21 protein-coding genes, 6 tRNA genes and 1 riboswitch are annotated in these 21,920 nt (G+C 35.1%); of the genes, 2 read left to right on the top strand and 25 right to left on the bottom strand.

The genetic code is table 11. The annotated features are described in order from the left end of the window. Positions 1 to 35 precede the first annotated feature (35 nt). From cls to G7Y65_RS06285, 12 genes are all read right to left on the bottom strand, one after another. Positions 36 to 1,484, bottom strand: a complete 1,449-nt coding sequence (cls, locus tag G7Y65_RS06340; RefSeq protein ID WP_042492748.1) for a cardiolipin synthase — start codon at positions 1,482 to 1,484, stop codon at positions 36 to 38. Between the two features lie 80 nt (positions 1,485 to 1,564). Then, complete coding sequence (locus G7Y65_RS06335) at positions 1,565 to 3,085, bottom strand: ABC transporter permease/substrate-binding protein (RefSeq protein ID WP_042492747.1); 1,521 nt, start codon at positions 3,083 to 3,085, stop codon at positions 1,565 to 1,567. Between the two features lie 10 nt (positions 3,086 to 3,095). Next, positions 3,096 to 4,016, bottom strand: coding sequence for an ATP-binding cassette domain-containing protein (locus G7Y65_RS06330; protein ID WP_042492745.1), 921 nt, complete (start codon positions 4,014 to 4,016; stop codon positions 3,096 to 3,098). Between the two features lie 105 nt (positions 4,017 to 4,121). After that, positions 4,122 to 4,739, bottom strand: a complete 618-nt coding sequence (gene thiE, locus G7Y65_RS06325; protein ID WP_165314736.1) for a thiamine phosphate synthase — start codon at positions 4,737 to 4,739, stop codon at positions 4,122 to 4,124. After that, entirely contained in the window at positions 4,702 to 5,535 is an 834-nt protein-coding gene (thiM, locus tag G7Y65_RS06320; RefSeq protein WP_137600713.1) for a hydroxyethylthiazole kinase, read from the bottom strand. Before thiM ends, thiE begins: the two co-directional genes overlap by 38 nt. Then, complete coding sequence (gene thiW / locus G7Y65_RS06315) at positions 5,535 to 6,053, bottom strand: energy coupling factor transporter S component ThiW (protein ID WP_137600714.1); 519 nt, start codon at positions 6,051 to 6,053, stop codon at positions 5,535 to 5,537. The genes thiM and thiW overlap by 1 nt, the downstream gene beginning before the upstream one ends. A 103-nt stretch (positions 6,054 to 6,156) precedes the next feature. Continuing rightward, positions 6,157 to 6,259, bottom strand: a riboswitch (TPP riboswitch). A 47-nt stretch (positions 6,260 to 6,306) separates the two neighbouring features. Next, on the bottom strand, positions 6,307 to 7,203 hold the full coding sequence (locus tag G7Y65_RS06310) for a LysR family transcriptional regulator (RefSeq protein WP_042492740.1): 897 nt from the start codon (positions 7,201 to 7,203) through the stop codon (positions 6,307 to 6,309). A gap of 205 nt (positions 7,204 to 7,408) precedes the next feature. After that, complete coding sequence (locus G7Y65_RS06305; protein ID WP_042492738.1) at positions 7,409 to 8,629, bottom strand: phosphoglycerate kinase; 1,221 nt, start codon at positions 8,627 to 8,629, stop codon at positions 7,409 to 7,411. Between the two features lie 105 nt (positions 8,630 to 8,734). Then, a complete protein-coding gene (gene gap, locus G7Y65_RS06300; RefSeq protein WP_042492737.1) occupies positions 8,735 to 9,745 on the bottom strand; it encodes a type I glyceraldehyde-3-phosphate dehydrogenase in 1,011 nt (336 codons plus the stop codon). A gap of 295 nt (positions 9,746 to 10,040) precedes the next feature. Further along, the gene (locus G7Y65_RS06295; RefSeq protein WP_042492736.1) at positions 10,041 to 10,253 is read right to left on the bottom strand and encodes a hypothetical protein; all 213 of its coding nucleotides are present in this window, start codon (positions 10,251 to 10,253) and stop codon (positions 10,041 to 10,043) included. A 121-nt stretch (positions 10,254 to 10,374) separates the two neighbouring features. Then, positions 10,375 to 10,830, bottom strand: a complete 456-nt coding sequence (locus tag G7Y65_RS06290; protein WP_042492734.1) for a hypothetical protein — start codon at positions 10,828 to 10,830, stop codon at positions 10,375 to 10,377. Next, positions 10,817 to 11,203 carry a helix-turn-helix transcriptional regulator gene (locus G7Y65_RS06285; RefSeq protein ID WP_042492733.1) on the bottom strand — a complete coding sequence of 129 codons (387 nt, stop codon included), beginning with the start codon at positions 11,201 to 11,203 and terminating at the stop codon, positions 10,817 to 10,819. Before G7Y65_RS06285 ends, G7Y65_RS06290 begins: the two co-directional genes overlap by 14 nt. Positions 11,204 to 11,358: 155 nt before the next feature. Between G7Y65_RS06285 and G7Y65_RS06280 the strand changes: the two genes are divergently transcribed. Then, positions 11,359 to 11,430: transfer RNA gene (locus G7Y65_RS06280), tRNA-Arg, on the top strand. Between the two features lie 347 nt (positions 11,431 to 11,777). Here the strand turns inward: G7Y65_RS06280 and G7Y65_RS06275 are convergent. The 6 genes from G7Y65_RS06275 to G7Y65_RS06250 form a co-directional block, all read right to left on the bottom strand. Then, complete coding sequence (locus tag G7Y65_RS06275; RefSeq protein ID WP_052348390.1) at positions 11,778 to 12,671, bottom strand: DNA/RNA non-specific endonuclease; 894 nt, start codon at positions 12,669 to 12,671, stop codon at positions 11,778 to 11,780. A 77-nt stretch (positions 12,672 to 12,748) separates the two neighbouring features. After that, positions 12,749 to 13,420 (bottom strand): histidine phosphatase family protein, encoded by a 672-nt coding sequence (locus G7Y65_RS06270; protein ID WP_042492674.1) that lies wholly within the window; start codon positions 13,418 to 13,420, stop codon positions 12,749 to 12,751. Positions 13,421 to 13,447: 27 nt separating this feature from the next. Then, positions 13,448 to 13,795: a DUF956 family protein gene (locus tag G7Y65_RS06265; protein WP_137600756.1), complete on the bottom strand. Its 348-nt coding sequence runs from the start codon at positions 13,793 to 13,795 to the stop codon at positions 13,448 to 13,450. An 88-nt stretch (positions 13,796 to 13,883) separates the two neighbouring features. Continuing rightward, positions 13,884 to 14,831, bottom strand: coding sequence for a PTS system mannose/fructose/sorbose family transporter subunit IID (locus G7Y65_RS06260; protein WP_042492672.1), 948 nt, complete (start codon positions 14,829 to 14,831; stop codon positions 13,884 to 13,886). Positions 14,832 to 14,850: 19 nt separating this feature from the next. Further along, a complete protein-coding gene (locus G7Y65_RS06255; protein WP_042492671.1) occupies positions 14,851 to 15,657 on the bottom strand; it encodes a PTS mannose/fructose/sorbose transporter subunit IIC in 807 nt (268 codons plus the stop codon). A 36-nt stretch (positions 15,658 to 15,693) separates the two neighbouring features. Beyond that, complete coding sequence (locus G7Y65_RS06250) at positions 15,694 to 16,668, bottom strand: mannose/fructose/sorbose PTS transporter subunit IIB (protein ID WP_042492669.1); 975 nt, start codon at positions 16,666 to 16,668, stop codon at positions 15,694 to 15,696. Positions 16,669 to 16,888: 220 nt separating this feature from the next. On the opposite strand from G7Y65_RS06250, the gene G7Y65_RS06245 reads away from it, so the two are divergent. Next, a complete protein-coding gene (locus G7Y65_RS06245) occupies positions 16,889 to 19,690 on the top strand; it encodes a YfhO family protein (RefSeq protein WP_137600758.1) in 2,802 nt (933 codons plus the stop codon). Between the two features lie 301 nt (positions 19,691 to 19,991). Here G7Y65_RS06245 and G7Y65_RS06240 read toward each other — a convergent pair whose 3' ends face one another. The 7 genes from G7Y65_RS06240 to G7Y65_RS06210 all read right to left on the bottom strand — a co-directional run bounded on the left by G7Y65_RS06240 (position 19,992) and on the right by G7Y65_RS06210 (position 21,920). After that, complete coding sequence (locus G7Y65_RS06240; protein ID WP_042492666.1) at positions 19,992 to 20,294, bottom strand: hypothetical protein; 303 nt, start codon at positions 20,292 to 20,294, stop codon at positions 19,992 to 19,994. Between the two features lie 57 nt (positions 20,295 to 20,351). Next, the gene (locus G7Y65_RS06235) at positions 20,352 to 21,374 is read right to left on the bottom strand and encodes a YdcF family protein (RefSeq protein ID WP_141926549.1); all 1,023 of its coding nucleotides are present in this window, start codon (positions 21,372 to 21,374) and stop codon (positions 20,352 to 20,354) included. Positions 21,375 to 21,487: 113 nt separating this feature from the next. Next, positions 21,488 to 21,571 (bottom strand) — tRNA-Leu (locus tag G7Y65_RS06230). A gap of 26 nt (positions 21,572 to 21,597) precedes the next feature. Then, positions 21,598 to 21,670, bottom strand: a tRNA-His gene (locus G7Y65_RS06225). A 2-nt stretch (positions 21,671 to 21,672) separates the two neighbouring features. Then, positions 21,673 to 21,746 (bottom strand) — tRNA-Trp (locus G7Y65_RS06220). Between the two features lie 27 nt (positions 21,747 to 21,773). Beyond that, positions 21,774 to 21,847: transfer RNA gene (locus G7Y65_RS06215), tRNA-Asp, on the bottom strand. A gap of 2 nt (positions 21,848 to 21,849) precedes the next feature. Continuing rightward, positions 21,850 to 21,920, bottom strand: a tRNA-Val gene (locus tag G7Y65_RS06210).

Genomic DNA, 21,920 nt, shown 5'->3' with positions numbered 1-21,920 from the left:
TCTCAATGAGACTGCCTTTTTATATCAATGATTAATTATAAAATTGGTGTTAATAATCTCGAGAAAAATTGTTTAAATCGTTTCCAGGAAGACTGTGCTGCAAAATACTCTGATGTCAAAAGTTGTGAATCAAGTAAATCCTTTTCAAAAATTGCTTCCATTTCTAATGCTAATCGTTCACTATACAAAAATGCATTGACTTCAAAATTTAGAGAAAATGAACGAATATCCATATTAGCACTACCAACCGATACGATACGATTATCAATCACGATTGTTTTGGCATGTAAAAATCCTTTGTTATATGCATAAACTTCAATACCATCATTAGCCAAGACACTTGCATAATATTCTGTTGCTCGATAAACAAACATATGATCAGGTTTTGATGGAATCATAATTCTGACATGCACACCCGACTTAGCCGCAATTGCAAGCGAATCCATGATTGCTTGATTTGGAATAAAGTAAGGTGATTGAATCGTAATACTTTCATGGGCCATTGAAATCATACGTAGGTACCCTTGATAAATCTGATTTGATTCTGAATCCGGACCTGAAGACACAATTTGCATGGCAACATCACCACCCGTATCATGTGACGGGAAATATTCCTCACCAAACTTCAACTTTTGATATTTATTGGTAGCATTCCAATCCATAAAAAAGCGACTTTGCATGGCCAAAACAGCATCCCCAACAACACGTAAATGTGTATCACGCCAATAACCAAATTTTTCTAAACGACCTAGATATTGATCACCAATATTAAAGCCACCAATATAACCAATATCACCATCAATAATAACTAACTTACGGTGATCATGATTATTAACATGCAAGGACATGATTTGCCATTTTGGCATTAAAAATGCTTCTACATGCCCCCCTGCTTCACGCAATCGTTTATATAATTTGTTATTTTTACCGCCAGACCCCCAGCTATCATAAATAACACGAACTCGTACGCCTTCTTTAGCTTTTTCAGTTAATAAATCAACAAATTCATTACCTAACTTATCATTATAAATCGTATAATATTCAACATTAATATGATGCTTAGCCGCTTTAATATCAATAAATAATTGCTTAAATTTTTCATGACCATCTGTTAAAATGTTTACTTCATTTTGATTCGAAAATATTGCTTGCTCATTTTGTAAAAATAAGCGAATAAAAGCTTGTTCTTCCACATAGCGTTCTGAATCAGATAATGCCATAACTTCTTTTTGCTGATTATCAGCAATCTTATCAATACCCAAAACTTCTTGTGTTTGCATATTAAAAATATGATGCCCTGACAATTTTCGTCCAAACAAAAAATAAATTAAGAATCCGATTCCAGGAAACAACAATAACACAAGCATCCACGCCCAAATAGAAGTAATATCACGATAACGATCTCTAAATACCGTTAAAATAGCTGCAAAACTATTAACTACGAAGATGATTTCAATTAATATCATCAACCAATGTTCAGCCATAACCCATCTCCTTTTGAATGATAGTCTTTATTCTATCAGGTTTATATGCCAATAATATATCAAACATTAAAATTAAAGGGTTACTTTAATAAATTATGTTTTTTCAAATAAAGATGTGCGACCTTATCAGCAGACTTGTGTTGAACCGTTACTTGATAATTCATATTAATCATATCTTGATTTGTTATTTTATTATCTAAGCGCTCTAGACTCTTTTTTACACTTGGATATTTTTTTAAGATGTTTTCCCGTACCAATGGTGCTCCTTGGAATGGGGGAAAATATTTTTTATCATCAACTAAAGTTACTAACTTATCAGCCTTCAATTGTGGATCTGTTGTATAAGCATCCGTGACATCAATTTGGCCATTAGCTAATGCATTATAACGCAAACTAGACGACATACTTTTCACATCTTTAAATTGTAATCCGTAAGCTTTTTTCATACCTGGATATGAATCCTTTAATTCATAAAAATCATGATCAAAACCTGCTGTTAATTGTGATGACATCTTTGCTAAATCACTAGTTGTTTTTAAATTATATTTCTTAGCATCACTTTGTCGTACTGCTAATGCATATGTATTTTGATATCGCATTGGTGCTAAATAAGTTAAATTAGCCTGATTATATAAGGCTTCCTTTGCATCATGATAGGCTTGTCTTGGTTGGTGGCTAACAGTTTTCCCTTTGATAAGGTTTTGTAAAACAGTACCAGTAAATTCTGGGTAAATATCAACATCACCACTCTTAATCGCTTTATAAATAAATGTTGTGCCACCAAAATCCGGTTTCAATTGCACGTCCAAACGTGCATTATCGGCTTCAATTAATTCTTTATACATATTTATTAAAATTTCTGGTTCACCGCCTAGTTTACCAGCAATTGTAATACGTCCTTTAGGCTGTGTTAGTGCTTTACCAGTAAAATAACCACCAAGTAACAAAATTGCAACGATCGCTAGGATGCCCATTTTTTTCAAAGATAATTTACCAATTATTTTAATTAACCATGAAAAAGCCAATGCCAAAACAGCAGATAAAATTGCGCCTAATAATAGCTGTGCATTATCATTTGTCTGGATACCAATCATAATAAATGATCCTAATCCACCACCACCAATTAATGCTGCTAAAGTAGCTGTTCCAATAATCATGACCATTGCAATGCGCAATCCAGATAGAATCAGCGGCATAGCCAATGGTAATTGAATTTTAAATAACTTAAAATATTTTGAAAAACCAAAAGCTTCAGCTGCTTCCAATAAATTCGCATCAATTTGCGTTAATCCTGCATATGTATTTTGAAAGATTGGCATAATTGCATATAACACTAATGCTATAACAGCAGGAAATGTCCCAATACCAACAAATGGAATTAAAACACCTAATACAGCTAAACTAGGTATCGTTTGAATGATACCTGCAATTTGTAAAACAACTTCACCTGCTCGTCGATGATTCATTAAGATAATAGCTAAAGGAATTGCAATCACTGCCGCAACTAAGATTGCAGCCAAAGAAAGTAGGATATGCTCTTCTAAAGCGACAATAATGTCGCTTGCATGTGTCATCACAAAATGCAACAAATCATTTAACATTTTACGCTCCTTAATATTTGCTAATATACATTAATAAATGACGTTGATTAATGATATATTGTTGGTCAATAATAGCACTATCATGACGATACAACATAGCTGCCAGTTCTTGGAGAGTTTGTGTACTTTTAAGATGTGGTCCCTCAACGGACACATCAGTAGTAATCTTCTGTCCTAGGCCAGCCTCAAGTAAATCAGCAATTAACGTTATTCGTTGATTGTTAAATAATGATGATACTACTGCATTAGCCGGTTGATTAATAATTGTTTGCGGCTTACCTACTTGTTGCAGCTCCCCATTAACCAATACACCAATTTTTGACCCCAAGCGTAACGCTTCTTGCATATCATGTGTGACAAAAACAATTGTTGGCCTAAATTCTTGATATAAAGATAGTATTAAATCTTGTAATTGTTTACGTGATAATGGATCTAATGCACTAAAAGGCTCATCCATTAAAATAATTTCTGGCTTAGTAATTAGCGCACGGACAATACCAACACGCTGTTGCTCCCCACCAGATAGTTCACGTGGCATACGCGTTCCATATTGTTCATATGGTAACCCGACTTTATCTAATAATATTTTGACTAATTGTTGCCTTTGACTACGTTTAACGCCATTTGCTTCTAACAAAATACCTGCATTTTGACTAATCGTAAGATTGGGGAAAAGTGCAATATTTTGTAAGACATAGCCAATATGTCGCCTCAAAATTGTCGTATTCGTACTTGCTACATCTTTATTATCTATCAAAATTTTACCGTGCGTTTGCTGTGTTAGCCGATTAATCATTTTAAGAATTGTTGTTTTACCACTACCACTTGGGCCAACTAATACAAAAAATTCACCGGATGCAATCGTTAAATTAAGATGATTCACAACTTGTTTATCTTGATACGTTTTTACAACATCCTCAAATACAATCATTGTAATATTCCTTTCATTATATATGTTTTAACTAAATTTAGTGCTTTTATCATAATATCAGTATATAAAAAAGACTGGGTAAACTAAACCCCAGTCTCAATCTGATTATAGCAAACTAATTGCTTCTTTTAATTGTTTTACCTTATCTGCAATATTTGGTGCTTGCATAATTTCACTCACTACGGCCACACCAACAATATTGGTATCTGTCAGCGTATTGATATTGTGTTCTTTAATACCACCAATTGCAAAAACTGGTATATCAACAGTTTTCGTAATTTCTTTTAGCGTTTGCTTACTAGTTGGCTTTGTAATAACTTTCGTTTGCGTTGGAAACATTGCACCAGTTCCTAAATAATCAGCACCTTGCTGTTCTGCTTCAACCGCACGTGCTACCGTTTTCGCTGATACGCCCAATATCTTATTTGGTCCTAATAATTTACGGGCCACATCAACTGGTAGTTCATCATCACCTATATGCGCCCCACTAGCATCAATTACCAAACAAATGTCAATACGATCATCAATAATCAACGGTAAGTGATACCGATCCGTTATCTTTTTAACTTTAATAGCTAGTTCATAATACGCACGTGTGGTTAAATCTTTTTCGCGTAATTGCACAAAAGTTACCCCATTAGCACATGCTGTATTAACTCGTTCTAAAAATGTTTCCTCGTTTTCATCATAGCGTGATGTCACTAAATACAATTCTTTTGCCATTAATAGTCCCCTTCATTTGATCCATCCAATTTGGATTTTGTTCACCCAGTAATGATAATTGGTTTAGAAATTGTTGTCTAAAATCAGCAATTCCTTTTGTTGTGGCGGTCATTTTAGCTTGTTCACCCGCAATATTTAAATAACTAATCGCCAAAACAGCAGCAGTCTCAGGCACAATTTGTTCACCTAATAAAGCTGCTAACAGTGCACCTAATACATCACCTGAACCCGTAAAACAATCCAATTCTAAAACACCATTCTCTAAAACCCACACATTATTTTGGGCTACAATAATATCTTTTGCTCCTGTAGCAACGTAAATTGAAGTAGTTGGTAGTGTTTTGAGTGCTGTTATTAACTCTGTAAATGCTGCAGGTGTTTGATCGATTTGGTTGCCATCCACACCACGACCATTTGTTTTCAATCCTGCAATTGCTCGCATTTCTGAAATATTACCACGCACAATTGTTGGTTCATACGTCATAATCGCAGTCGCTATATGCATTGCTGTCCTAGCACTTGCGACACCTACTACGTCTAAAACAAAAGGTTTATCATGATAGGCTAGCTTACTTGCAGCCAGCAAACTCTCTTCTTTAGCTACGGATAAGCTACCTAAATTTAACAAAACACTGTTTGTTTGTCTTGCCAAATCTGAAAAAGCCCGAACATCTTCAGTCATTATAGGTTTTGCACCAATATAAAGTAATGCATTGGCCACTGTTTCAACGGAAACCGTATTCGTTATACAATGAACTAACGGTGCAGTAGTCAATGGCATGGTTACTTTTTCCATTATCGTATCACCCTTTTCCCATTAAACACTTGCATCATATCTTTAAACAAAGAAATTTTCTTAGCTTGCTGCCAAATTAACCAAGCAGCTACCGCCCCCATTAATGTTGCCCCTAAAAATCTTGGCGTATACAACAACCAATATAAATCTGTTTTAGTACCTGTAAATAATACCATTACCGGATAAGAAACTAATGAACCAATAATCCCCGTCCCAATAATTTCGCCAATAATTGACCCGTAAATATTCCGCGTTAGGCGTGCACCAACACCTGCTAACAATGCACCGAAAACAGCCCCCGTTAATGCCAATGGCGGAATCCCCATCAAAAGCATTCTAATAATACCACAACATACGGCCATAACGGTTGCATATAATGGCCCCATTAAAACACCGGCCAATATATTAATAACGCTAGACATCGGTGCCATGCCTTCAATACGTAAAATAGGCGATAATACAACATCCAAAGCAATCATCATTGCTAAGTAAGTTATTTTCCTAACTTTTGAATTCATCTTAATTCTCCCAAAAATTTTACTGCTTATAAAAGTCAGACAACAAAAAAGGCCTTTTTGCAATAAAAAATCACAAAAAAGCCTTTATAAATACAATTACTCATATTGGTATTTTCACAATTCCTACGCTTAAATAACTAAAACAGGTACGAAGGGTCTAGAGCAATCCTCTTTCTCAGCCATAAATGGCTCCCCTTTGTGATTAATATTCTATTATATTACCATCATAACACATCAATCAACAAAATACTGACTAATTAATATGTTGGTTAACGACTTGTGTTATATATTTCCAAAATAGTTTATTAGCATTGGACTCATGCTCTTGTTTTAAACGTATAAAGCCAAAATTACTGGTTGTATTTAACCGCACCTTACGCTTAATCAGTTGATTATCATTACTAATATCAACACGCTTATCCATAACCAAAGCAATTCCCATACCATTTGAAACCATGTTTAATATTATATCAACACGTTTTCCTCGATAAGCAACAGCTGTTGTTAACTGCTGTCGTTCAACCATCATACTAAGTTTATTAAATACTAATGATTCTTCACCATCCAACACTAAAATATCTTCTTGTAAGATATCATTGATTGACAGTACTCTTTTGGCCGATAAGGAATGATTTGCTGGCAACACAGCCACTAAGCTATCTTGATCGGTTAACAGTGTTTCAAATTTATTGTTTAATCCTGTAATATATTGGCCAAAAATAATATCTGCTTGATTGTCTAATAATGAGTCAACAAGCTTACGATCTTTAATTTCAGAAAAATGTAATGTTACTTCTGGAAAATTTTGATGAAAAGAGCTCATTAATGAAAACCCTTCGTAATTTGAAAAAGCTGACATCGTATGAATTGTTAAGACATTGTCCGACTCAATATTATGTTGATTTAATGTTTGTTGTAATGCATCAAATTCATGAATGATTTTTTTAGCATACATTTCTGTAATACGGCCTGATTCAGTTAGCGAGATACGGCGATGTTCACGTATAAATAATTTTGTTTTTAATTCTTTTTCCAAGGCTAATATTTGTTTAGAAACATTTCCTTGTGTTGTATATAATCTTCTAGCTGTCTCAGAATAATTTTCGGTTTTAGCTAAGTCTAAAAACACATTAAATTTATGAATATCCATAATAGACTTCCTTATACATTACTATTTGGAATAGTTTATCACAATTATAACCTGTATGGCATCTCAATAATATTAAAAGTGTTTAAAATATTTTAATTTAAAATAACTTTCATGCTTGTATTTATAATGAACAAGTAGATTACTCATAATAAAAAAGCAATAAATCACCAAAATTGGTAACTTATTGCTTTTTAGTATGAGACATTTATTTTTCAGAAATAGCAGCGATTCCAGGCAAAGTCTTACCTTCTAAGTACTCCAATGAAGCACCACCACCAGTTGAAATATGACTTAATTGATCAGCAACACCTAATTGTTGTACAGCAGCGGTTGAATCACCACCACCAACAATGGTTGTTGCCCCATTTTCAGTCACTTTAACAAGTTCTTCACCAATAGCCAATGTTCCCTTAGCAAAGTTTTCCATTTCAAATACACCCATAGGTCCATTCCAAACAACTGTCTTTGCATCTGCAAGAACTGATTTAAATAGCTCAATTGACTTAGGACCAATATCTAGCCCCATGTATCCATCTTTAATGTCACCTTCAGCAACATATGACTCTGCATTATTTGCAAAGTTATCAGCTGCGACAGCATCAATAGGCAATACTAACTTATCACCAGCATCAGCAATCAATTGCTTAGCCAGTTCAACCTTGTCAGCTTCAAATAATGAATTACCAATTTTTTCACCCTTAGCAGCAGCGAAAGTGTAAGCCATTCCACCACCAACGATTACCTTATCAGCTTTTGCCAATAGATTTTGGATGATTGTAATTTTATCAGAAACTTTTGCACCACCAATAATGGCAACAAATGGACGTTCTGGATTTTCAACTGCACCACCCAAAAACTTAATTTCTTTTTCCATCAAGTAACCAGCTGCTGTTTGTTCAATATTAGCTGCAATACCTGCATTAGATGCATGTGAACGATGAGCCGTTCCGAATGCATCATTTACAAATACGTCACCTAATGAAGACCAGTAAGCACCTAATTCAGGATCATTCTTTGACTCACGCTTAACTTCCTCACCATCAACAACATCAGCATAACGTGTATTTTCAAAGATTAATACTTGACCATCTTCTAATTGGTTAATGGCTTCTTCTAGTTCAGGACCTTCAATGGCAGGAACAAAAGTTACAGGTTGACCAAGCAAATCAGCCAAACGTTGTGCAACTGGCTTCATTGATAATCCAGGCTTATCATCTTCACTCTTAACACGACCTAAGTGTGAAAACAATACTGCACGTCCACCTGCTGACAAAACATGCTTAATAGTTGGCAATGCTGCTACAATACGGTTATCATTAGCAACTTCTTGTTGACCATCAACTTCCTTTAGCGGAACGTTGAAGTCAACACGCATCAATACTTTTTTACCTTTTAGCTCTAAGTCATCAACTGTTAATTTCGTCATAAAATTCCTCTTTTCTCTACTAAAAATAACTAAGAAATTTATATAAAAAACGGGTGGTTCAGACTATTACTAAACCACCCGTTTTCAATAATAGTTATTCCACTATTAAAGTGTTGCCAAGTGCAACAAAGTACGGATCATGTTTGAAGTGAAACCATACTCGTTGTCATACCAAGCAGCAGTTTGTACTAATTGCTTATCACCAACAGTGATAACCTTAGTCAAAGTTGGATCAAATACGGCACCGTGTGTGTCACCGATGATATCTGATGAAACAATTTCATCAGCATTGTATCCAAATGAATCATTTTCGTACTTCTTAACAGCTTCGTTGATTTCTTCAGCTGAAACAGTCTTTGACAAAACTGTTGTCAATTCAGTAACTGAACCGTCAACAACACCAACACGTTGTGCGTGACCATCCAACTTACCAGCAACTTCAGGAACAACCAAACCGATAGCCTTAGCAGCACCAGTTGAGTGAGGAATAGTATTTACAGATGCAGCACGATTTGAGCGCATCTTCTTACCCTTAGGACCATCCAAAAGCATTTGAGTACCAGTGAAAGCGTGAACAGTAGTCATCAAACCAAGTTCAATACCAAATTCCTTGTTCAAGGCGTTTGCCAATGGTGCAAGTGATTGAGTAGTACATGAACCAGCAGATACAATGTTATCATCTGCAGTCAATGTATCTTGGTTAACACCGTACACAACCGTTGGAATGTTACCAGCAGGTGCTGAAATCAACACCTTCTTAGCACCAGCATCCAAGTGAGCTTGTGACTTTTCTGCTGAAGTGTAGAATCCTGTTGATTCCAAAACAACTTCAACACCATCGTTAGCAACCCACTTCAAGTCAGCTGCGTTACGCTCAGCGTATACACGGATCTTCTTACCGTCAACGATAATACCTTCTTCATCAGCTGAAACTTCAGCTGCCAAAGTACCATGTGTTGAATCATACTTCAACAAGTATGCCAACATAGCAGGGTTTGTTAAATCGTTAATTGCAACAACTTCAATGTCATCTGCAGTATCCTTCAATTCAAGGATGCGACGAAATGCTAAACGACCAATACGGCCAAAACCGTTGATACCAATCTTAACAGTCATATTATTAAGATCCCTCCCAAAAAATTCTTTTTTTGTTACGTTCCTACATGATATATTATACGACTTTACTTATATTTTCGCAAACAAAGTAAGTCTCTGAACAAATGCTTAATTTCAAAATTTATTTCCAAAAAAATTATATTAGATTGATTATAAAAAAATTGTTTAACAATAGATTATTATGTTTATAATCTGATTTAAGTTCCAAAATAAACACTCACGAATAAGAGTTTTCTGAAACGTTTAATCAGCTATTTACCGATTATTTATCATTAATTAATAAAATTTTCACAATCTATTTTTCAAGCACAAGACGGTGGGCCTCTTTATCATCTACACCACCTAACCTAATCAATCCATAGCGCATTAGTAAATTTATTCCCCTAACATATCGGTGTAATTTTCCCATGAATAAATTTTCAAGTATCGTTACAATTGTTAGTGCCACAATCCACAAACACATAAATATCCCCAAAACAATTAAAAAAGCAATCATTGCATTACTCATAGCCACTCCTCCTGTTAGTTTAAACTTAACTAATGTAACTAATTAAAGTCCTACGTGTTTTTCCTTAGGACTAAATTAATTATAGATTAGATTAAAACTAAAATCAACAGTTTTATTAGGTTTAATTTAACAGGCCGCTGTGACGGTATAAATCCACGGTTTCTTGTGCAAAATCCAACGGGTAACCTAAATACTCACATAACATCCACGCTTCAAATGGCTGATTTTCATACTCTTGTGCAATCTTTATCATAGTTTCTTCGCTAGTCATATACTTAATAACTGCTTCGCGAGCAACAACTTCATCATTATGCGCTAAGCTTGTATTATAGTCTAAATGATTCCCAATGTCTGAAATCGCATGATGAAATTCCTCTACCAAAGTACGCGCCTTTTCAAAAATGGGTAGCGTTTTATCAATAAATATATACGCTTTATCTTCCTTAAGATAGGCAACACCATCTAATCCCGAATTTTCTTTTAAAGGCATTGTATCTAAAATAACGGGTGTCATCCCTAACTCTAATAAATCATTTTCTACTCTTATCAAGAGATTATCATAGCTATCTGTTCCCATTCCGATCCTCATAATTAGCAATCAGGCCCTCAATGTATGACTTAGCACGATCAATGACACGTGCTCGCTCTTCATCTGGTAAACCTGAAATGTCTATTCCCCAATGTGCTGCCATTAATACTGGTTCATCAGTCATCATCGTTTTTGAAACTTGACTTGGTTCTTCAACAAGATCTGATTTTGCAATTTTAAAATATTCGGCCATGGCCTCGATCTTATCAATTCTTGGATATGTTTTACCATTTGACCAATCCGAAATTGTTGCTGTTGATACGCCAATTATTTCGGCCAAATGTGCTGCTGTTATCTCATTTTGTTTAATATAACGTTTAATGTTTCGGCCCATCGTGGCCTTTCCTTCGGATGATGCCATTGTATTCACCTTTTCTGTTATAAATTTATATTATTATAGTTTTTATTATAAAGGTAAACTTAACTAACTGCAAGGTTTAACCTAATGATACTTCATTAAGCATTTTATTTCTATTGCTAATACGAATCTATTGGTTTATAATTGTTATTTGTTATGGACCTGTAGTGTAATGGATATCACGTTGGATTCCGGTTCCGGAGATGAGGGTTCGATTCCCCCCAGGTCCATTTTATAGATGCTATAAACGTTGATATAAAGGTATTCACATTGTGCCTAGTGCCGAATTGGTGTCCAATTTATTTGACTGACTAAATCATTAAAGATTTAGTCAGTTTTTTTAATTTTATTTTATTAGCAGCAACCAATTAAATTAAAAACATCACTAAACTACAAAAGAACGATCAACACCACCTTTATATCATACTCTAAATTAGTCAATTATTTTGTATAGCCGAATTATAGGGGATAAATTACCATTTTTAATCCTTTAATTGTTGTATTTAAAAAGCATCGACCTATTAATATCGATGCTTGATAATCGTTTCATAATTTCATGAATTATTTAGTCAACAGCTTATTTAACCAGCGTACTAGCGCCTGTTGCATAATCAATTTTTACACCCTGCTGAACATTTGGCACAAAGACATTAAACTCTAGCTGTCCATCACTTGACTTAGCTTCCATATGATTACCAGACGGTACTAAGTCATTATTATGATAAATTGGTGTTACGCGATAACGAACCCTTTTATTACCATCTAGTGCCCGACGAACCTGCGTTTCATAGTAATTTTGACCAGTATTTTCTGCGTTACCATTCGATGCTTGATTAGCCCAGGCAGTTTGTGTTGCTATATTTTGTGGATTTGCCTCAGATGGATCAAATGATTTAATATTACCGGCCAAAGCATATCCAATTAAATGTCCCCGGTTATACAAAGTATTATATGTCCCTCCGATTGTTGCTTGATGCCAACCAACTGGATTAATCGTTTTTGAATTCCCTGTTTCATCTCGTGAACGATATTGTCGACTACTTTTGTTTAAATAGGCATTAGCTACTCTTGGTCTTCCTAGACCATCTTGGGATGATAATTGCACATATGGTGCTACATTAACGTTTGCATTTAAATCTGTTTTATCATCGTTAACGATATATGAACCGGTATTATTAAAGGTTACTTTATTCGCTTTTAATTGCGCAACAACATCATTTGTTAGAACCGTCTTGCTTAACGATTCACTTGGATATTTATCAAAAACAGTACCATAATTGATGCCATCTTTAAGATTAACTGTTGGTTGACTAATCTTATTACTTGATACACTACTTTTAGTGTCGGCAGGCTGTAGCTTGTTATCAATATCAGAAATAACACCTGTCTGTTGTAAAATAGCGACGCCAATAACTACCACAACAGTGCTAATGGATACTGTCTTTGTCCGTTGTTTTTTCTTGTGAACCATATGAATCTCCTTTTTATAACCTGAATAAGTATATCACGTCATAAAAAGTTATTACGTTTTTCATATTTTTAATTCACTTAATTCTGAACAGGCTGATTGTTATACGTTAAAATCGTCAACCCATCAGCACTCAGTTCCATACGTGCAATCGAGCCATTTAATGGACGCTCATGAACTTGAATTTTACCTTCTCCAAAGCGATCAGCTAAAGAAATCAAAGTATTACCATGACTAATTAACAAAACACTATCACCATCATCCAATATTGGATTATTTAAAATACGTTGAAATCCCTGATTTACGCGTTGCCAATATTCTTCACTATTCTCCGCATCATGCCACGGATCAGCCGCCTTTAATAAATCTTTGGTTTTATCCACACCATATGCATCAACAATTTCTTTATACGTTTTCAGACCAACTGAAGCGCCTGCGCTTGTCCAAGCAACATCCATATTAGAGCCCTCAAAACTACCATAAAATTCTTCACGAAAGTTTGAGGCTGTAATTAATTGTAAGTGCTGTTTATTTTTATTTCCATCAATAATTATTTTTGCCGTATCCATCGCTCTAGTTGTATCCGAGCTATACGCTGCTTTTAAATCTACATTAGATAAAGTTTGTGCAGCGATTTGAGCATCTTTAATACCCTCTGCCATTAATGGCGAATTACCCCATCCTTGTAATTTATTATAACGATTAAAGTATGTCTTGCCATGACGAACAACATATAAGTGCAACGTCTTCATAATGTTTCCCCCTATACTTTACAATAATTACTTGCGTTTACGCTCCATAATTCCTTTACGTCTTAATATTTGGTTAGCTTGTAAATGATCTCTGAAAATTGTAATGGCTTGTTTAGCTTTGCCACCAACAAATTCAAAAGTTTTACCATCCGTTGTTTTTACAAAAAAGCCACGATAATAGAAATTTAAAATAATTTCCATGCTGACAGATTCTACATTACGCCATGGAATTTGAATGTATCCACCACCAGTGTTAGCGCGAAACTCAATGCCACGATCGCCATAAAATATTCGACCTTGTTGAATATTAACTGGTGACATCATCGCATTAGCATTACCTGTTAACAAAATATTTGAATTTAATCCTTGCACCATTTCATTTCTCCCATTGAATAAAAAAAGATGGGACAGTTTATCATCCACTGTCTCATCTTTTATTTTAACAAATTTATTTAAAATTAGTTTATGCCATGATACCAAAGGCATATGCCAAAATACCAACAAAGAACAAACCAAAGATAATCGTAATAGCAGATACACGCTTACGTAGCAACCACAATACAATGAACATCAACAATAATGGTGCCAAGCCTGGCAATAATTGATCTAATGTATCTTGCAAAGTTGTTACTTTATAAGCTGTCAACGATTGACCACCCTGGATTTGACCAACAACATCGGCAATCTTTGAGGCTGAAACATCACCACCATTAATTGCTTTTGCCAAACCTGGAATGTCTGCTGCAGCACCATCTTGTACCTTAACCTTTGACATTACCATTGGGAAGTTCATCGTTGTCCAACGAGGAACTAGCACTCCCATGATAAACATACCTAGAATTGAGGCACCAGTGGTAATTTTTTGCATGGCACCACCAGCCAAGTCTTGCGTAATATTCGTCCCTTCACGGTATCCCAATTGTTGTGAATACCATAGGAACAACATACGAATAAGATTCCAAACAACGAAGAAAATGATTGGACCCATAACTGAGCCACTTTGAGCCATACCAGCAGCAAACGCTCCTAGAACAGGGCGCATAGTTCCCCAAAAAATTGGATCACCAACACCAGCCAAAGGTCCCATCATTCCGACCTTCACACCGTTGATTGCTTCATCGTTAATTTCTGCACCATTAGCACGTTGTTCTTCCATTGCTAATTGAACACCCAAAATTGGTGATGCAACATAAGGGTGTGTATTAAAGAATTCCAAGTGACGCTTTAAAGCGCTAGCTCGATCTTCTTTTGTTTTATACAAACGGCGGATACCGGGAATCATTGAAAATGCCCATCCAACGTTTTGCATACGTTCATAATTCCATGCAGCTTGCAAGAAAGTTGAACGCCACCAAGTATTAACAAGATCACCTTTAGTCAAGTGAACTTCATTCTTTGTTTCTTCACTCATGATGTACTTTCCTCCAAGCTTAGTAATTATTTAAAATCGTATCAATTGGGTCGCCGTTACCTGAGCCACCTTTTCCAGAACCGCTATTTCCTGAACCACCGTTAAAACGTGGTGATAGTTGTAGGTAAATCAAAGCCAATACAAGACCAATCATACCCATAGCAATCAAGTTTAGTTCTGAAACTGCTGATAATGCAAATCCCAAGAAGAAGAATGGCCATAGTTCTGCAGTAGCCATCATGTTAATAACCATTGCATATCCAACGACAACAATAAATCCACCGGCTACCGCCAATCCCTTAGTAATTACATCAGGAATTGCATTCAATGCATCATTAACAGGACCAGCACCAACGGCCATGACGATAATAACAGGAATTGCAATACGCAATCCTTGTAGACTCAAAGCTGTCCAGTGAACTGTTTCAACACCACGCAAACTTCCCTTTTCAGCTTGCTTGTCAGCAATGTGAGCCAAAGCAACAGTCAATGTACGAACACCAATTGTCAAAACTTGACCAGCTACAGCCAAAGGAATAGCAATTGCCATACCAGTGTCAACACTAACCTGTGCTGGACCAGTAACTAAGTAGGCTGAAACAGCTGATGCTAAGGCAGCATCGGGTGCGACAGCAGCTCCAATGTTCATCCAACCTAGCGCCAACATTTGTAATGTTCCACCAAGAATAATTCCTTCAGTCAAATGACCATTAGCTAGCCCAATTAATGTGGCGGCTACTAATGGTTGGTGAAACTGAAATTGATCTAAAATCCCATCCATTCCTGCTAGGAATGCAAATAGAACTACGAAAAACGCTGAAATCATGCGTTATCCTCCCGAATAATTTTCTATAAAAAGTAATTATGACTTTTTCAATAAATCAAAGACGTCCTTGCCTTGATCAGCAGGAACTTTACGAACATCAAACGTAATACCATTATCACGTAGGTACTCTAAAGTTTTAATATCTTCTTCATCAACGGCAACTGCATTGGTTAGCATCCGCTTACCTTCAGAATGAGACATTGAACCAATATTCACTTTGTCTAATTTAACGCCACTTTCAACTGCTTTAGCAACATCTTGTGGTGTTTCAAACAAAAGCAAAGCTTTAACAGTAGCAAAACGAGGGTCATCCCAAACATCAGCCAATTTTTGAATTGGCACAACGTTAACCTTAACCCCTACTGGTGCAGCTTGTGTTAACAAAGTTTTACGTAATTCATCCTTTGAAACACTATCTGACACAACAATAATTCTATTTGGCGATACTGACTTAGTCCATGCTGTTGCAACTTGTCCGTGCAACAAACGTGAGTCAATTCGTGCTAAGCGAATATCCATTGTTGCTGAACCCGTATGAATGACTTCATCCACATCGCCTGCCTCAACAATTGGTTCATCATCAGCACTATCTGAAACTTCTACTGCTGAATCCTTGGTTTCAGGTAGAGTTTTAACACCATCTCGTGCAACTGGCATCAAGTAACTTGCAATTTCAGCAGCTGTTTCCATTGTGAAACGAGCCCCATAAGCTTCTACTAACATTGGCAAGTTTAGCCCTGTAATAATGGCCATTCGGTCCTCATGTAAGGCTTGAATACGAGATGCAGCATTAAATGGTGAACCTCCCCATAAATCAACGAGGAACAAAACTTGTCCCTCTGGTTCAAATGTTGCTAAAGCATCTTCGAACTTCTTCATCAAATCTTCTGGACCTTCATTCGGCATAAATGTTACAACTTGAACATTTTCCTGTTCTCCAAAGATCATTTGACCAGATTGTCGGATACCCGCAGCAAATTCACCATGACTAGCAATAATGAAATTTACCATAATTGCCACGCTCCTTAATATATATATATTTAATTCAACATACAAAACTTTTGTACGCTCTTTATTATAAACTATATTGTATGTGCTTGTAAACGGTTGCAGTGATGCCTTTTATTGTACTTTAGAAATAGTGACAGTTAATTTTTTTAGTCCTATTTTTTTGGTTAGAAAATACCTGAAAATGATATAATACTTTGATAGTCTTTTGGAGGTATCAAACATGCCCTGGCAACTTAAACAGTCATCTAAACTTGTTATGACTTACACATTTTTATTCTTTATTTTAGCGCTATGTTTATTTGCGCCCTATTATTTCACCAATACATCATTAATTTGGCAATCAGATGGTATTGCACAACATTACCCAGCCTTAGTAGAATGGCAATCTGATCTTAAAAACATTATTTTTAATCATGCTTTCCCAACTAATTGGTCTTGGAAATTAGGCCTTGGTAGTGATTACTATCAAACATTTTCTTACTATACCTTAGGTGACATATTCACATATGGTATTGCTTTTATTTCAGAAAAGTACTTATTAACTTACTATAATGTAATGATCATTATTAGATTATATTTAGCAGGTTTAGCTTGCTTGATGTTTATCCAACATTGGTTTAAATCATCCCCAACTTGGCAGTATCAAATTGTGGCATTCACATACGTTTTTTCTGGATACACTGCTTTTTCTGCTTTTGAGCATCCTTTTTTTATTAATCCCTTAATTATTTTTCCGCTACTTATTTGGTCAATGCATTATGCATTGACTCAAAATAAATATGTTCCTCTTATTTTGATGGTATTTTGGACGATTTGGAATAATTTTTATTTTGCTTTTATGTTAATAATTGGCCTTATTGTATTCTGGATAGGATATCATTACCAACACAAGTCTTGGCTAGCCTGGCAATCACATCTCAAAATTCTTTTTGCAGGAATACTTTCCCTTATGCTAGCGGCACCACTATTTTTACCTAGTGTTGATGCCGTATTAAATTCAGCTCGTACCAACAATGGGCTAGCTAATGGGTTAACTATCTACCCACTTTATTATTATTTAGCATTACCTGGTAACTTAATTGCCAACCTAACTACTCCCTCATTTTGGTTGACTGGTGGGTTTAGTGCTATTAGTGTTATGGCCATTGTTTTTTCACTACGACGTTGGCACCGTTATCAATTATTCAATATTTTATGGGTTATTACCTTTTTAGGTTGCTGTACCCCTATATTTGCAGCAATTTTAAACGGCGGTTCATCTCCATCTAATCGTTGGCTATTTATGTTATCCTTACCAATTAGTGTCATGCTTTTCCAAATGCTTAGACACTTATCAGAATTAACATTTCATGATTATCTTTCATTTTTCATAGTTGGTATTATTGCAACAATCTCGTTACTTATCATCAGTAACTTCAACTTGAACATGCGATACGGTATGATTATTGCTATTTATTTTGTCACATTAATTATGCTATGGTTTAGCCAATCATCATCTGGGTTTAGACCAATATGGTTAGTTATTTTAGTATTAGTGAATATCTTTTTCATAACGTCTAGAAATCATACGAATAATACCAATCCTGCTAAAACAGATTTATTATCAAATGATACTGTAAAACAACTGTTAACACAGCAAAAAGAATATCCTAAAAGCAAGCAAGGCTCATTCACAAGGTCCTATGTTGATAACCAACTAAACAATATGACCGGCATTGCCCCTGCAACCAATTTACCCATTAATGGTCCACTAAATAATATTGAAAGTTATTGGTCATTACAGAATGGTGCTGTTGGCCAAGGGCTCGCTCCTTTGAATATTAGTACGGCCAATCCAAATGACATTACTGGTAATTTAGATTCTAGAAACGTGCTTAGTAATTTATTAGGTGTAGCTGATCGCTTTGAAAATCCAGGTACACTAACACCTCATTCTTATATTGCTGACAACAATAAAATTATTAATGGTCAGACACTAGCCCACTCTGACAATGCGTATCCATTATTATATTTAACAAATAATAATGTTAATCGAAATTTTTACAATAGATTATCTGCAACACAAAAAGAAGCTGTTTTAGCTGATAGTATTGTTACACGTACGGGTAAACAACACGCTTCAGCCTTTGCGAATTCTGTCGTTACTGGTAAAGTTCGTACTGATTTAACAAAAGCTGCTACCCAAAAAATGCACATGACTTATACGACTCATCCTGAATTATTACCAGAGGGGTTTTATTTAAGACCATCTAAAGCGCTAAAAGGCACTGAATTGCATTTAGAAATTTCTAATCTCCAATTCAAACCATTTACTTTTAAGCAACAACAAAAGGCCGCTTTAGCTAATTATCAATACATGCATAAACAAAACAAACAAAACCCACAAACATTAATTGATCGGCAATATAATAAACAAGCTTATACATGGAACTGGTATAAAAAAAATATTAGCACGATTGGCAATGGCATTAGTGGTTATACATTGACTGCAACCTATAATGATTTTACAAATTCATTTAAACAAACTGGTCAAGCTAATTTATCATTTTATAATCCATTAAAACAAGTTACCCTCAATCTTGGACAAGCTACGAAAACGAATCAAGAAACATTCATACCGCTTACTTTTAGTAAAGCTGGTCATTATAGTTTTGATGTCCAAATTAAAGGGATTCCAACAGACAAAAGATTTGATAAAGTTGCTAGTACTATAATTAATCGGGCCCCAACTTATCAGTTAACCGATAATCAGATTAAAACACGTATTCGCGTCAATAAGTCGCAAATATTGGCAACAACTATTCCCTATAGTCATGGTTGGATAGTCAATGGTCATAACAAGCTAATAAAATTAGATAGTGGTTTCATTGGCATACCCCTTAAGGTTGGCCAAAACAATATTAAACTAACTTATCATACGCCCGGTATGAACTTTGCAAAATATATGTGCCTGTTTGGTTTCATTATTTTATTAATTTTGTTATTATGTCAGCTACGAAAACATCCAAAATCAATAAATTAACAATTAATTCAACAAAATTTTGATTAACATTAACCCCCGCAAGTTAGAAAATGACCTAACTTACGGGGGTTAATGTTTACAAAAAATTTTAAATATCAATCATGTGTCATACACAATCTGGTTACTAACCGCTATCATAATTCAAAAGTAACGATATATTATTATATTTTTTATATAAAGAAATTAAATAAAAACTGGTTGTGAAAATTCCAGTGCATACAGAAATTTTTACGACCAGTTAATTGCTTAAGCTTCCCCAAACTTTTAATTTAAGTTCCAGGAAGTTATACATATTCTTTTATTAAAATTTATCAAGTTTAAACCATTCTTCTACTGTTAACCATTGGTCATTTTGCTTGTTTTTGATTTTATAATCTGTAATATCATAAAGTGTTTTGCGATCACCATCTAAAGGTGACCAATAAGTTTCATCAGCACGATGAATAACCTCCCAATGAAAATATGTTTTAGCCTTATTATTTTCATCACGCACTAAAACACCATCTACTAAGGTTATATTTTTTTCACCAATTTGTGGTGCATCAATACCAAAATCTAACATTAATTGTTGATGATTATCACTTGTAATCGGCTCTTTTGTCATACATCATACCTCCAGTAATATTTTAGCAATCCAATAAATCTTATTTTATCATGACATCTAAAATGGCCAAGATACAATTATCACGAAACTGATAATAAGAAGCATAATTAAAATTATTTTTATCTTATTTTGTACTAAAACTGCCGCATATTCACGTAATAAAGCGGATGGTAAAAAGTAGTATGATGTTGGTGCCCCTGCACCGTGCGCCTTCAACTTCGCCATATCAGCATATGTCATACTACGTAAAACATGATAATTATTTGTTGTAAACAATACATTGGGTTTACGCTTTTCATCAGACCAGTCATCATCAATTTTAATTTTAGAATACTTCATATTTTCATAGGTTGTGGTTGACTGATCTTCTATAATAATTTGATTATCTGGAATATTTTGTGATCGTAAATACTTTGCCATCGCAAATGCTTCACTGACTGGCTCATCTGGACCTTTTCCACCGCTAACAACGAATTTCACCTGTGGATTATCCTTAAGATACATTAGCCCTTTATCTAATCGACTCTTTAATAAAGGTGTGACCTCTTCTGAACGAATACCTGCACCTAATACAATGATATAATCAACATGCTTTTTATATGGTAACATTTGATTTATGACTGAATATATCAAGTAACATATAAATAATGATACAAAAAATACATCAATTAATAAAAACGATTCAACGATTATTGCTAAATATATATTTTTAGAAAATAAATCAAACTGTAGCATAAACAATAGCACACCAAGTATAACGAAAATATTAAGTCCAAACCCAGCTGATAATTTTGCTACTAAACTACGTCCCTCTTTTAGATACATAATTCTAGTATTACGTACTAAAAAGATACTACCTATAATAACCAAAAGTGGTATTAAAACATAAAATCCAAGCAATATCGCCATTGAAAAAAAGTCATTTTCAATGTTAATCTGATTTATAAAATTTAATGACTCAATTAATGTCATAAACAGAAAAACATCAGCAAAAAGTAAACTCCAAAAAACTTTCTTTTGCCAGTGTAAAATTAGCATCATTATAAAAATAACAATTAGTGATATGACATAAATGTCCATTACAACTCTCCCATATTTTGTTTTATATATAGTGTATATTATACACAATGTATATATGTTTTATTATACAAAAAAACGAGAAAACTATATATAAGTTTTCTCGTTTTTAATTATGCCGTCGATGGGGGTCGAACCCATACTCCCTTGCGAGAACTGGATTTTGAGTCCAGCGCGTCTGCCAATTCCGCCACAACGGCAACATATTAAGTATTACATTAAATAGGGCGGTAGATGGGGATCGAACCCACGCGTGCCGGTACCACAAACCGGTGTGTTAACCACTTCACCACTACCGCCATGGCAGGGGTAGAGGGAATCGAACCCACGCCGACGGTTTTGGAGACCGTTGTTCTACCGCTAAACTATACCCCTATGACAATAATGTAATACTTAATTATACGGTCACAACGGGATTCGAACCCGTGATCTTTCGCGTGACAGGCGAACGTCCTAACCAACTAGACCATGCGACCAATGGACGTTACAGGGATCGAACCTGTGACCCCCTGCTTGTAAGGCAGGTGCTCTCCCAGCTGAGCTAAACGT

This window comes from Weissella sagaensis (assembly GCF_010306265.1).
In the GTDB taxonomy this organism is placed as follows: domain Bacteria; phylum Bacillota; class Bacilli; order Lactobacillales; family Lactobacillaceae; genus Weissella; species Weissella sagaensis.
This window is presented reverse-complemented; position numbering and strand designations above follow the sequence as displayed.

Excerpts from the sequence above, each read along its gene's own strand:
- cls (WP_042492748.1), bottom strand. The coding sequence starts at position 1,484 with ATGGCTGAACATTGGTTGATGATATTAATTGAAATCATCTTCGTAGTT.
- G7Y65_RS06335 (WP_042492747.1), bottom strand. The coding sequence starts at position 3,085 with ATGTTAAATGATTTGTTGCATTTTGTGATGACACATGCAAGCGACATT.
- G7Y65_RS06330 (WP_042492745.1), bottom strand. The coding sequence starts at position 4,016 with ATGATTGTATTTGAGGATGTTGTAAAAACGTATCAAGATAAACAAGTT.
- thiE (WP_165314736.1), bottom strand. The coding sequence starts at position 4,739 with ATGGCAAAAGAATTGTATTTAGTGACATCACGCTATGATGAAAACGAG.
- thiM (WP_137600713.1), bottom strand. The coding sequence starts at position 5,535 with ATGGAAAAAGTAACCATGCCATTGACTACTGCACCGTTAGTTCATTGT.
- thiW (WP_137600714.1), bottom strand. The coding sequence starts at position 6,053 with ATGAATTCAAAAGTTAGGAAAATAACTTACTTAGCAATGATGATTGCT.
- G7Y65_RS06310 (WP_042492740.1), bottom strand. The coding sequence starts at position 7,203 with ATGGATATTCATAAATTTAATGTGTTTTTAGACTTAGCTAAAACCGAA.
- G7Y65_RS06305 (WP_042492738.1), bottom strand. The coding sequence starts at position 8,629 with ATGACGAAATTAACAGTTGATGACTTAGAGCTAAAAGGTAAAAAAGTA.
- gap (WP_042492737.1), bottom strand. The coding sequence starts at position 9,745 with ATGACTGTTAAGATTGGTATCAACGGTTTTGGCCGTATTGGTCGTTTA.
- G7Y65_RS06295 (WP_042492736.1), bottom strand. The coding sequence starts at position 10,253 with ATGAGTAATGCAATGATTGCTTTTTTAATTGTTTTGGGGATATTTATG.
- G7Y65_RS06290 (WP_042492734.1), bottom strand. The coding sequence starts at position 10,830 with ATGGGAACAGATAGCTATGATAATCTCTTGATAAGAGTAGAAAATGAT.
- G7Y65_RS06285 (WP_042492733.1), bottom strand. The coding sequence starts at position 11,203 with ATGGCATCATCCGAAGGAAAGGCCACGATGGGCCGAAACATTAAACGT.
- G7Y65_RS06275 (WP_052348390.1), bottom strand. The coding sequence starts at position 12,671 with ATGGTTCACAAGAAAAAACAACGGACAAAGACAGTATCCATTAGCACT.
- G7Y65_RS06270 (WP_042492674.1), bottom strand. The coding sequence starts at position 13,420 with ATGAAGACGTTGCACTTATATGTTGTTCGTCATGGCAAGACATACTTT.
- G7Y65_RS06265 (WP_137600756.1), bottom strand. The coding sequence starts at position 13,795 with ATGGTGCAAGGATTAAATTCAAATATTTTGTTAACAGGTAATGCTAAT.
- G7Y65_RS06260 (WP_042492672.1), bottom strand. The coding sequence starts at position 14,831 with ATGAGTGAAGAAACAAAGAATGAAGTTCACTTGACTAAAGGTGATCTT.
- G7Y65_RS06255 (WP_042492671.1), bottom strand. The coding sequence starts at position 15,657 with ATGATTTCAGCGTTTTTCGTAGTTCTATTTGCATTCCTAGCAGGAATG.
- G7Y65_RS06250 (WP_042492669.1), bottom strand. The coding sequence starts at position 16,668 with ATGGTAAATTTCATTATTGCTAGTCATGGTGAATTTGCTGCGGGTATC.
- G7Y65_RS06245 (WP_137600758.1), top strand. The coding sequence starts at position 16,889 with ATGCCCTGGCAACTTAAACAGTCATCTAAACTTGTTATGACTTACACA.
- G7Y65_RS06240 (WP_042492666.1), bottom strand. The coding sequence starts at position 20,294 with ATGACAAAAGAGCCGATTACAAGTGATAATCATCAACAATTAATGTTA.
- G7Y65_RS06235 (WP_141926549.1), bottom strand. The coding sequence starts at position 21,374 with ATGGACATTTATGTCATATCACTAATTGTTATTTTTATAATGATGCTA.